The sequence below is a fragment of the Clostridium sp. genome (genome assembly GCF_050717535.1).
Lineage (GTDB): Bacteria > Bacillota > Clostridia > Clostridiales > Clostridiaceae > Clostridium_AD.
In genome coordinates this window covers 155864-168201 of sequence record NZ_JBOITM010000041.1, presented here as the reverse complement: position 1 = coordinate 168201, position 12338 = coordinate 155864, and the positions used below count along the sequence as shown (strand labels likewise).

The following is a 12338-nucleotide window of genomic DNA, read 5'->3' as shown; positions in this document are numbered from 1 at the left end:
TGGTATAAAAATAAATTTTATAATTATACTTAGAACATATATTAGCAAACTCAAATAAATAATAGTGAGTAAATAAAAAAGATTATATAGTAACCGTCTTTACAATTACCGTATAATCTTTTACCTATATTAAATTTTGATCTTTTTTTAAATCTTCTCCATTAATTTAAGAAGACCAAAAACAATTGCTTGTGGAGAAGGTGGGCAACCTGGAATTACCAAGTCTACAGGCAATATATTCTTAAGCACATCATAGACTCCCGCGCCTCCTTTAAAAATTCCTCCATCATATGCACAACTACCAACAGCTATAACTATTCTAGGTTCAGCCATTGCGTGGTAAGTCTTTAGAAGAGCTTCTTTCATATTTTTAGTAACTGTGCCAGTTACCACCAGTCCATCTGCATGTCTTGGTGAAGGAACTACACTAATTCCAAATCTTGAAACATCATAAAAAGTATTATGAAGTGCGCTAAGTTCTGACAAACAAGCATTACAAGAGCCAGTATCTACTACTCTGAGTACTAGTGATTTCTTATAAACACTATAAATTTTTTCCCTTAGTTTGTCGCCTGCAAACTCTAATTCTGCCATCTTATAATCAGATGTCATTTTCAAAACAGATTTTGGACATATATCAACACAATTTCTACAGTAAATACATTTTTTGCTATCTATGCTTATTATATTATCACCATTTACACTAGTATTTATCTTTATAGCATCTACAGGACATACACTCAAACATACTCCACAGTTATCACATGTATTTTCACTGGCAATTATTTTTCCATAAGAAAATTTATTATTATTAAGTGGATCTTTTATTGTTTCAGTTCCATATTTTATTCTATCAAATATATTATTCATTTTAATACTCCCTATCTATCATTTTCAGAATAAGACATATTAAAGCTTTTGTTAATAAGAGGAAAATCAGGTATAATTTCTCCAAGAACCGCTTCGGTCATCCCCGTCCAATTAGTAAAGGACGGAGTTTTAAAATAAATTTTACTGAATTTATTTTCACTTCCCGTTAAACCATAAACAACCAATTCTCCCTTTACAGTTTCAACTGAAACTATTCCCTCTAATCCCTCTTCTAAACAAATTTCTTGTTTATCTCTTTTAATATCTTTATCAATATATGTTAGTGCTTTTTCTATAAAATCAAAAGCATCATTAAGTTCAGAGGCTTTCAATTTATATCTTTCAAAAACTCCACCTTTTGTTTCTGTATTTATATGTTTTTTTATCTCTTTGTATAGTTCATATGGAAATTTTGTTCTAACATCATATTTTAAATTGCTAGCTCTTCCTACCACGCCAGTCATACAAAACTTTTTAGCCATCGCAGTACTTACCATTCCTGTATCTTCTACCCTATCTAAAAAAGAAACTGCATTTAAACTCATTTTAATTATACTATTTACCCGAGTTTTAAGACTTTCTAGTGTTTCAATAATATCTTTCTTCTTCTCTTCATTAAAATCAATATTTATTCCAAGTGGAACAATAGCATTTCTCATAAACCTGCTTCCACTTACTCTTTCGCATAACTGATGAATAATTTCTGAAAAATAACTGAATTTTTTGGCTACATAACTATACCCTATATCATTAGCAACACCGCCTAAATCATCCATATAATTATACATTCTTTCAAGTTCTAAAAGAACAATTCTAAGGGCTTTAATTTCCACACTATTGTCTTTATTTAAGATCTTTTCTACAAGAATAGCATAAGCTTCACCATAAGCTACTGTTGATTCACCTGACACTCTTTCAAACATAAGATTTAATAAATTTGCATTTATATTAGTGCAAAGCTTTTCTATTCCTCTATGTTTGTACATAAGTCTTATCTCAAGGTTTTCTATAGGTTCTCCCATAACACTAAACCTAAAATGACCTGGTTCGATTATTCCTGCATGAACAGGTCCTACTGCAACCTGATAAGCATCAGTACCTGAAACTTCCTTAACCTTATAATCAAAATCACTATTAATTTCTCTTTGAAATAATCTACTTTGATAAATTAAATTTTCAAGAGGAACAGGCAAGTTTTCAGTAATATAGCTCCATATTACATAATACCCTTGCTTACTGTTTGAAAACACACAATTTATTACACGTTCTTTTCCTGAAACGGAAAATTCACAAATATAATTAAATTTAAAAACATCAATACAAATCAAAGCAATCTTTCTAATTTGCTCTGCTTTTATCCTAACGTACAACTCATTACCATTCTTAACTTCATATTTCAAATCAAAATTCAATTCATTTAAACTATTTATAGTATCTTCTATTTTCATATTTTCACTTCCTAATTACAAATAATTGAAACTGCATTATTTATCATATTAGACAAATAACCATTCATAAATAAACTCATAATAATAATTGAAACAAAACATAAAACCAGTGGCAATATATTTTCTTTGTCTTCTTCAATTTTAACATACTTAACGCCAGGTTCATTATTAAAAACTATCTTAATAAACACTTTTAAAAATCCGGCAAAAACTAATAGCAAACAAAAACTATAAAGTGCAGTAATAAAATAATTCCCTGTTTCAACAGTTCCTACAATTATGTAATATTCACTAAAGAAAGCTGGAAACGGTGGTGCTCCAGTAATAACAAGCATTCCTAAAATAAGAAATACCGCATTTATTGGCATAGTTTTTATTAGTGCATTAATTTTATCTATACGCTTTGTTTTATATGCACTTAGTATATTTCCTGCAGTTAAAAACAAAAGAGACTTTCCAAAGGCATGAACTAATGAATGTAATAATGCACCAAACACTGCAATTTTAGTTCCAATTCCAAGCCCCAAGGCTATAATTCCAATATTTTCAACAGACGAAAATGCAAGTAGCCTTTTGTAGTTAGTTTGCCTTAAAATACTAAAAGATGAAACTATAAGTGACACACAACCAAAAACTATAAACAACCACTTGGTGTTAACAAGACCTGGTATATGTTTTATTATTATATAGAATCTTAGAATAACATAGAGTGCAAGATTCAAAAGAACCCCAGACATCATGGCACTAACTGGCGATGGTGATTCACTATGGGCATCTGGAAGCCATGTATGCATAGGTGCCAGACCTGCTTTTGTTCCAATTCCTACAAATATTAACGTAAAAGCTATTTTAATAGCATAAGTATTTTGTGCATTTGAATTTTTCACAAGATAAGACCAATTAAGTATCTGGCTGGCATCTTGATTACTATAAGAATTAACAAAAATAAGTATACCGATTAAACCAATACCTATCCCAATTGAACAAATAATAATATACTTCCAAGCAGATTCCAAGGAATTTTTATTAATATTAAACCCAATCAAGAATGCAGTTGTAAGTGTTGTTCCTTCAAGTCCAATCCACATTGCTACAATATTATTTGTTAATGCAATAAACATCATGAAAAATACAAAAAAATTAAATAGAAAATAATATAATTTACCTCTTTTATTTGAAATCATTTCCTCCTCTATCTCATTTGCAATATATCTATATGAATAAATACTTACAATTATATTTATACTAGCTATAATAAATAGCTGTACTATACTTAAGCTATCAATATAGAAAAATTTATTAAAATAACTAAGAGAGCCGCCGTCATAAAGACGAATAATAATTTTTAGTACAACACCTAAAACTAATATAGATCCAAGTATTGTTATTAATCCACTAATTTTTATATTTTTAAAAATTAGTGGAGTCACTATCATAACTAAGAACAAAATACCGAGTAGTACAATATACATTATTTCACCAACTATTCCTTTAGATTTTCAAATAAGTCTGTATTTATTGAATCAAAAGTTTTATTTATATGAAAAATCATTATCCCCATAATAAGTGCTAACATTAGGCCTTCAAAAACTATACCGGCCTCAATCATTATAGACATCTTAGTTAATGATATTTCAAAAAGTACAATACCATTTTCAAAGATTAAAAATCCTATCATTTGCGTAATAGCTTTTTTTCTTGCTACCATGAGTAAAACTCCTATAATAAACAGAGCAATTCCAGTCTTTATAAAATTGTTTTGGCTTTTGTTTAAAAGAGCAAATGCTATCATTATCCCTGTTCCAGTTAAAATATAAGAATTAAAAGCATTAACCATTAACTCCATTTCTCTATTTATCTTTAATTTCTTTACAGATTTATTTATTATTAGTGGTATTATAATAACTTTTGTTATTATTGTTAAAAATGCTAAAATATAATAATGCATTTCTCCTGTATCATAACCAAGCTTTAAAGCTATGAGCCCAATAGCTGCAGACTGAAATTTAAATCCTCCTGTTAGGAGTTTTATTCTTCTAACTCCAGACATATAAATGCTAGAGATTAATATAATTGTAAGTAAAGCCTCTATCATAATCTTTCTCCTTATAAAATATAAATTAAAGTAATTGCTACAATACCCAGTGCTATGGTAGCTGGAAAAATCTCTGCTCCTCTGAATAATCTAGATTTAGCAAAAGTTGTTTCAATAATAGCAATTCCTAGTAAGCAAACTAAAAGTTTAATTATAAAAATTAAAAAGCCTATAAACACCGCTGACACTGTAAGTGTTGTTGCAATTCCCATAGGAATATAACAATTAATTAAAATAATCAAATATACAATTAGCTTAATATAGGAAGATAGTTCAACATATGCTAAATCACTACCTGATAAATCTAAAATCATCGCTTCATGCATCATTGTAAGTTCCAGATGTGTTTCTGGATTATCAAAAGGTATTCTTGCATTTTCAGCAAGTATACAAATAATAAAAGTTATCATGGCAATATAATGTTCCATATGAAAATGCACAATATTGCTATTAATAAAGGAAATATGAAAAACATTAAAATCCTTTGTTTCTATGTACAAAAAAGTTATTAAAAATAACATTAGTGGTTCTGCCATCATTGAGATAAACGCTTCTCTACTTGATCCCATTCCACCAAATGTACTTGCACTATCAAGTCCAATCAGCACTGTAAAAATTTTAACTATTGCAAATGCAAACATAAGGATAAATATGTTTCCTATAGACTTTCCCATGGTTGTATAAAAAACCGGTATGAAAAAAGCTGTAGTTATTGTAGCGGCAAGTATGACTATTGGACCAATAGTTGTTATAAAGGAACTTCTATTTGATATAATTCTTCCTTTTTTTAATAGTTTGCACAAATCATAATACGGTTGAATAATAGATGAACCTTTATATCCCCTAAGCGTTGCCTTCATCTTTTTTAAGATTCCTACAAATAATGGTGATAAGATTATAACCATTATACTTTGAATAAAATAAATTAAATTATATTTCAAATGAATGCCTCCTTACACAAATTTCAAAACCAAAACAAGTGCAATTATTAATGATATAAAGATGTAAGAAATATGTGTTTGAACTTTTCCATAGTTAATTTCAATTATTTTTCTTGTTAAAAAATCAACTATTTTTATACTACTTTTATATAAATGGTTTTCTACTATATCACTAGTCTTTTGACTTATATGAATAGTCTCTTTTAAATTTATTTTCTTTTCATAATTTGCAATAGGCCCAAAAAACTTTGCTGCCGGCTGAACAAATCCACTTCCAGTGTACTGAATATAAGGTTTATCCTGGGTGTATCCACAAGCCCAAGTATCACTAATCTCTTGTTTTTTGTTTGATGAATTTATTTTATTAAACATATATAAGATAAATGTGATACAAATTAATATTATTGTGAATACTATTATCTCAGTTTCATTTTTAAAACTAAGACTTTTTTCACTGATTTCTAATAAATTATTAGTATAATAGGATATCTCCCTTATTATAAATGGTGAAAATATACCAGTAACTATAGCAAGAACAGCGAGTAACCCTTGCCCTATATTCATAGACAATGGAATGGTTTTTACATTCTCTGCTTTCTCAGTTCTTGGCTTTCCAAGAAAAGTAATTCCAAAAGATTTTACAGATGCATAAAAAGCCGCTCCACTTGTTAATGCTACAATAATGGCACAACTAAAAATCAATATTATAACCCAAATATTACTTACCTTAGTTATTGCTTCAATGAAACTTCTTAGTATAAGAATTTCGCTTGCAAAGCCATTAAATGGTGGTACTGCTGAAATAGCGCAGGTCCCAATAAATGCACAGATTGCAGTGAACTTCATTCTTTTGCTCAGTCCACCAAGTTCATCCATATTTTTAGTACCTGTTGCATACAATACACTTCCTGCATTTAAAAACAGAAGGCTTTTAAAAATCGCATGATTCAAGCAATGAAGTAATGCTGCTGTTAGTGCTAAAGAAGCTAACATTTTCAAATTATAATTCATAGCTATCATTGATATTCCAAGGGTTGCAAAAATAAGTCCGATGTTTTCCGCACTAGAATATGCCAATAATTTTTTAATATTATTTTGTAATAGTGCATTTAAAATTGAATATATCGCAGTAATAGTTCCAATTACCAGTACTATAACTCCACACAGTATTGGCATGTTTCCCAAAAAAACAAACGTTACTCTTATAAAACCATATAGTGCAACCTTCAGCATTACCCCTGACATCAAAGCTGAAACGTTGGAGGGTGCTGCTGGATGAGCCTTAGGAAGCCATGCATGAAGTGGAACAATGCCCATCTTTGCACCAAATCCAAATAGTGCAAGTATAAATATAATGTACTGTTGTTTTGGTGAAAAATTCACCGAAACCTTAAGAATCTCTTTAAACTCGAAGCTACCAGTGTATTTATACAACAGTGCAAACATTATCATCAAAAAAAGTCCGCTTATATGAGTCATAACAAAATAAAATATACCAGCTTTCAAGCTTTCCTTATTTAAGTATTCGTAAATCACTAGGAAAAATGAAGATATAGACATAATTTCCCAAAATACAAGGAAATTTATTGCATTATCAGAAAGTACAACTCCTATCATTGAAACCACAAATAAAATAATTAATGACAACATGTATTTTACTGAGTAATGTTTTTTATACTCCATTACGTAGCCTTTGGTGTAAATTGCCACTGGAATAAATACTAAGATTATAATAAATGCGAAGTATATTGAAAGCCAATCTATTTGATTATTAATTAAAGGTAACACGTATTATCAGCTCCTAGTTATATTTAGTTATTATTCGAATGTTGGAATACAACAGGTATTGTCAACTTCTAGCTATATTTAGTTATCATTCGAATGTTGAAATGTGGCACTTATATAGTATACCTTATTTTACGTATGTTCACAACTAATTTACGTCAATTGTTTGTGTAAAATTCTAGTCTATACTACCATAATTTATTTGCATCCAGGATAATACCCCTAAACTATTGATTAAAATAGCTTTGCGCTAAACCTATAATTGTCATTTTATCTTTATTCAATGAATATACTTTAACAATGATTTTTATGTAGTTAAATATTATAAGGAGTTGTTTCAGTATGTATTTAAAATCATCCTGTAAATCAATAAAAGGCAAATATAAGCTTATTATTTTAATAATACTTTTGAGTTTTACAATAATAACAGTAATGATTTATTCTATTATGCACAATTTTAATAGTGATAATGCTATAAGTTCTACTATTATTGCAGAAAGATTATCCAAAGTTTCTGAGCTTTCCACAGTAAAATATAGCTATTCTAATATAATATCTCTAAAAAATAGTAAAACTTTCAAAGATTTCTCTATCCCTTTTACTGAAAAATCCTTTTTAATAAAATACAGCGGCTATATTAAAGCTGGTGTAGACTTAAAAGATTTGGATATTGTAGTTAACAAAGGAAGTGTCACTATAACTTTAAAAAAAGCTATAATTCTAGACCATGTAATAAATAATGAAGATTTGTTTGTTTATGATGAGAAATCCTCAATGTTTAATAAGCTTAGTATGCAAGACATGATAAATGAAATCAGTGATGAGAAAAGTAAGACTGAAGCCTATTTGTTAAAAACAAAATTTTTAGATGAAGCCAACGGTAATACTAAATTACTTTTACAAACCATATTATCAAATATGGGTTTTGAAAATGTAACAATAGTTCTCAAGTAAGTGGCAAACAGATAAATATAATAAAATCACCATGAAACCTGAATTAATCAATAAATTTTCATAGTGATTATTTTTAATTATTAAATCTATAATTTATCTAACATTGCAGCTCCAATGATACCAGCATCATTTCCTAAATCTGCGATTTTTATATAACAAACAGGTATTTCTTTAAATAATTTGTATTTTTTAATATCACTTATTAGTAGTTTCATAAAAAACTCCCCTGCTGCAGACACTCCACCGCCAATGCCTATCATTGATACATCCAAAATGTTTACTATATTACAGATTCCTATGGCAAAATATTTAACAAATCTTTCTACAACTAAATTAGCTAATTTGTCGCCTTTCTTTGCACAATCAAAAATTATTTTTGCATCAATTTCATCAAAAGTATTATTTTCAAGTATTAATGTATGTTGAGGATTTTCATTTATTAATTTTTTAGCATACTTAATTAATGCTGTAGCAGAAGTAAATGTTTCAAAACATCCATTATTCCCACAGGCACAGTCATAAAAATTACTTCCTACTATCATGTGTCCTATTTCTGCTGCAGATCCATTTATTCCTCTATGTAACTTACCATTTAAAATTATTCCCCCACCTACACCCGTTCCTAAGGTTATAAAAACTGAATTTAAATGATTTTTCATTGTTCCGAAAAGGAATTCTCCACCAGCTGCAGCATTTGCATCATTATCTATAAGAATTTTTTTCCCGGTTTTCTCTTTAAGTATCGTGCATATATCTATATTCTCCCAACCTAGATTTACACATTTTATTATTAACCCACTCTTATAGTCAACAAGCCCTGGAACACCAATACCAATGAGCTCAATTTCCTCCATAGGTATATGGGACACTTCCAATGTTTTATATATTAAATTCACCATATCCTCTATTATTTTTACCGCCCCTCTTACAACTAATGTTGGTGTACTTTTTTTAATAACTATTTCTCCTTCGTTTGTAACTATACCAACAACTATATTAGTTCCACCTAAATCAATCCCTATACGCATAATTTCCACCTATCCTCTCGCTTCTAATTATAACCTCAAAAAAAATAACTAGTCAACAATGCTAGTTTATTTTTTAAATCTATCTATAATATAAATTCACATAGTTTAAAAGCAGAAAATAAATTATTTTTCTGCTTTTAAATATTTAATTCTCCTAGTAGGGGTCCTAGAAAGCACATTCAAATAAACATATTGTGTTTTTCTATTCTGTGTGCCTAATTAATATTATACTTTTATTTTTATAAAATTAAAACTGTAATATAATCCAATAATTTAGCTAATATTTATTATATTCTACCAAACCATTATATTACCATCCGCCAGAGGATCCTCCTCCACTTGATGAACCGCCTCCAAACCCTCCAGTTCCACCTCCTGAGCCACCTCCAAAACCACCACCATTTCTTCCACCACGTCTACCTATCGAACTCCAAAACAGTATTGTTACAATAAATCTAGTTACTCTCCCTCTATTAAGAATAAAGTCAAGAAAAATTAATAAGATTATCCCTATTAATAAAAATCCACTACCTTTTTTGGGTGCAGCTGAATTTTTAACATTTTCGTTATATTTTGGGACATTAATATTCTTATCTAATTTTACTTTATATTCTTTAGCTATACTATCTGAAATAATTGAATATGCCGCCCTAAGTCCCTGACCGTATTGATTCTGTTTAAATTTTGGCACTGCAAAATCATTCATAACACTTGCGGAATATATATCAGTAATAGCACCTTCAAGGCCTGTACCTACCTCTACTCTCCATTTTTTTTCTTGCATAGATAGTAAAATTAATAACCCATTATTTTTATCCTTTTGCCCTATACCCCAGCTTCTAAAAAGCCCATTAGCATAAGATTCTATAGATTCACCTTGTAGCGAACCCACCACCACAACAATAGCTTGCGCTCCAGTTTTCCCTTCTAATTCCTTACCTACTGACAAGATATACTCTGCAGAATCATTATCAATCACTTTAGCATAATCATTAACATATTTAAGCTCTGTAGCCACAGGGAATTTAGACTCCGCATGTACAAACATCACAGCTAATATTCCGCTTAATAAAAATGTACTTATCATAACCAACATAAGCTTTCTAAATGTAAGCTTATATTTTATATTTTTAATACTATGATTATTATAGTTATTTTCAAACAATTTCACTAAATAATTTTTCATAATTTAACTCCTATTTGCTAAAGTCAACCTTTGGTAATTCTTTAGCAGATTCACTAGCTTTATAATATGCTTTTTCCTGGAATCTGAAAGTCCCTGCTATAATACTGCCGGGGAATTTTCTAATGGTCGTATTGAAATTATCCACACTTTTATTATAATCTAGCCTTGCTATACCTATTCTATTTTCTGTACCTTCTAGAGCAACGGCTAAATCCCTAAAATTCTGACTAGATTTCAAATCTGGATACTTTTCTACAACTACTAAAAGCCTTGAAAGTGCACTGCCAAGTTCGCTATCTGCTTGTGCTTTGTCCCCTACCGTTTGGGCTCCTCCCAGTTTAGCCCTAGCCTGGGCTATTTGTATAAAAATGTCTTTTTCTTGAGAAGCATAACCCTTTACCGTCGCTACCAAATTTGGTATTAAATCCGACCTCCTCTGTAATTGCGTATCTATGTTTCCTTCCGCTACCTTTACCTTTTGTTCTAAACTCACCATCTTATTATATCCTCCAATAATAGGCATGGTTATTACCAGAATTACTGCTATAACAATCGCAATGGTTCTTAACGTTTTATTCATCTCATTACCACCTTTCTATTTTATGGAATATATATTTATTAATTATTTAGCATATTTAACTATGTCAAAAAAATCCTTATACAATAAGTTATGAACTTTAATTGTATACTATACTAATTTGCTATTTTTTCTTATAAATTATGTATTGTATGATACATATTTTTAATATATTTCATATACAAGCTTTTATTTTTATAAAAGCATAATATCAAAAAATATAAAAAGTGATTACAAAAATCATAATCACTTTTTTAAGTACCAATACTATAATGCTTTTCTTTTAATAATGTTAAAAGTTTTTTTAATATATTCTTCAGTTTTATAATTTCCCAATGTAACATTCATTTTGATTAAAAGAGAATTTAAATTTAAAATGTCCTGGGAACTTATATCTTTTAATTCTTGGAAGATTAATAGTGTTTTTTGATTTTTCTTATAGTCTTCTATTACTAGAGTTTCTCCCTGCTGCGTTATGTATAAATACTGAGCATTTTTGATAGAAGCTTTTTCTTTATGAATAAAATGCTTACTATTTAAATTTTTTACTATTACATGAACTGTAGAAGGTGACCAAAAACTAATTTCACTTAATTCACTTGAAGTAATGCCTGGGAATGCAGCAATTATCCATAGTGCTCTAAGTTGAGGATATGTAACATTAAACTCTTTAAGTGGTTCTCTATGATTACTTTTAACAGTTAAAATGAATGTTCTTAAAAGATTATACAGACTAATTATTTTTTTTATAATACTAACTTTATTTATATCAAAATCCGTTAAGTCAATTTTTAAATCCATTTCATTAACCTTCTCAATATATTCAAAAATAAACTCTTTCTTTTCTCTTATGATAATACTCGTAAAAATATCTATAATAAAATCTAATTCACTATGTGAAAATAACCCTATTAAGTGAAAAATGTAAAGTTTTTTTCGCTTATCTTGTTTGTTTATATTGATAAACCACATACCCATTTCTGTTAATTGAAACTTATATAATTTTTTATTAATAGTTTCTTCTTTAAATATTAGCTTTTTATTAATCAAAATTTTAATTATGTTGCTAACAGTCGGTAAGCTCCAACATCCTATCCTGGCAATGTTGCTAAGTGACGTCCCTGGAAATGCCTTAGTAATCCAAAGAACTCTTAGTTGTGGCAACGTTATCTCATAAGTTTCCACTGTTCTTGAATAATTAGATTCAATTTTTAAAAAAGCATATCTTGCTAGATTATATAACGAATGTATATTAAACAAATACTCATTTTGTTCCATAAAATATCCCCTTACATGTTAGTTAGTCTTATTATAAATTGTTACTTTCACATTCCTAGCTATTATTCAATAGATTGTACCAAAAATATGGTTCTAAATCAATAAAATAATTTTATTTTAAAACCATAATTGTGTATTTATGGACTTATATATAATATAAATTAAAATATTTTGTA

General features: G+C 28.8%; 11 protein-coding genes. 1 reads left to right on the top strand and 10 read right to left on the bottom strand.

The window, feature by feature from the left end; all coding sequences use genetic code 11:
• Positions 1 to 147 precede the first annotated feature (147 nt).
• Genes ACREVU_RS07685 through ACREVU_RS07660 form a run of 6 tightly spaced genes read right to left on the bottom strand, consistent with a single transcriptional unit; the run spans position 148 to position 7142 of the window.
• Positions 148 to 870: an NADH-quinone oxidoreductase subunit B family protein gene (locus tag ACREVU_RS07685; protein ID WP_431551021.1), complete on the bottom strand. Its 723-nt coding sequence runs from the start codon at positions 868 to 870 to the stop codon at positions 148 to 150.
• A gap of 11 nt (positions 871 to 881) precedes the next feature.
• A complete protein-coding gene (locus ACREVU_RS07680; protein ID WP_431551020.1) occupies positions 882 to 2318 on the bottom strand; it encodes a hydrogenase large subunit in 1437 nt (478 codons plus the stop codon).
• Between the two features lie 11 nt (positions 2319 to 2329).
• On the bottom strand, positions 2330 to 3766 hold the full coding sequence (locus ACREVU_RS07675; RefSeq protein ID WP_431551019.1) for a proton-conducting transporter transmembrane domain-containing protein: 1437 nt from the start codon (positions 3764 to 3766) through the stop codon (positions 2330 to 2332).
• Positions 3767 to 3801: 35 nt separating this feature from the next.
• Positions 3802 to 4413 (bottom strand): hydrogenase, encoded by a 612-nt coding sequence (locus tag ACREVU_RS07670; protein WP_431551018.1) that lies wholly within the window; start codon positions 4411 to 4413, stop codon positions 3802 to 3804.
• Positions 4414 to 4424: 11 nt separating this feature from the next.
• Positions 4425 to 5354: a respiratory chain complex I subunit 1 family protein gene (locus ACREVU_RS07665; RefSeq protein WP_431551017.1), complete on the bottom strand. Its 930-nt coding sequence runs from the start codon at positions 5352 to 5354 to the stop codon at positions 4425 to 4427.
• Positions 5355 to 5366: 12 nt separating this feature from the next.
• A complete protein-coding gene (locus ACREVU_RS07660) occupies positions 5367 to 7142 on the bottom strand; it encodes a proton-conducting transporter transmembrane domain-containing protein (protein ID WP_431551016.1) in 1776 nt (591 codons plus the stop codon).
• A gap of 339 nt (positions 7143 to 7481) precedes the next feature.
• Here ACREVU_RS07660 and ACREVU_RS07655 point away from each other — a divergent pair, with 339 nt between their 5' ends.
• The gene (locus ACREVU_RS07655; protein WP_431551015.1) at positions 7482 to 8093 is read left to right on the top strand and encodes a DUF4230 domain-containing protein; all 612 of its coding nucleotides are present in this window, start codon (positions 7482 to 7484) and stop codon (positions 8091 to 8093) included.
• 86 nt (positions 8094 to 8179) lie between these two features.
• Here ACREVU_RS07655 and ACREVU_RS07650 read toward each other — a convergent pair whose 3' ends face one another.
• The 4 genes from ACREVU_RS07650 to ACREVU_RS07635 form a co-directional block, all read right to left on the bottom strand.
• Positions 8180 to 9121: an ROK family protein gene (locus tag ACREVU_RS07650; protein WP_431551014.1), complete on the bottom strand. Its 942-nt coding sequence runs from the start codon at positions 9119 to 9121 to the stop codon at positions 8180 to 8182.
• Between the two features lie 310 nt (positions 9122 to 9431).
• Positions 9432 to 10217: a TPM domain-containing protein gene (locus ACREVU_RS07645; RefSeq protein ID WP_431551052.1), complete on the bottom strand. Its 786-nt coding sequence runs from the start codon at positions 10215 to 10217 to the stop codon at positions 9432 to 9434.
• 100 nt (positions 10218 to 10317) lie between these two features.
• Positions 10318 to 10887 carry a LemA family protein gene (locus ACREVU_RS07640; protein ID WP_431551013.1) on the bottom strand — a complete coding sequence of 190 codons (570 nt, stop codon included), beginning with the start codon at positions 10885 to 10887 and terminating at the stop codon, positions 10318 to 10320.
• Between the two features lie 264 nt (positions 10888 to 11151).
• Positions 11152 to 12162, bottom strand: coding sequence for a MarR family transcriptional regulator (locus tag ACREVU_RS07635; RefSeq protein ID WP_431551012.1), 1011 nt, complete (start codon positions 12160 to 12162; stop codon positions 11152 to 11154).
• Positions 12163 to 12338 lie beyond the last annotated feature (176 nt).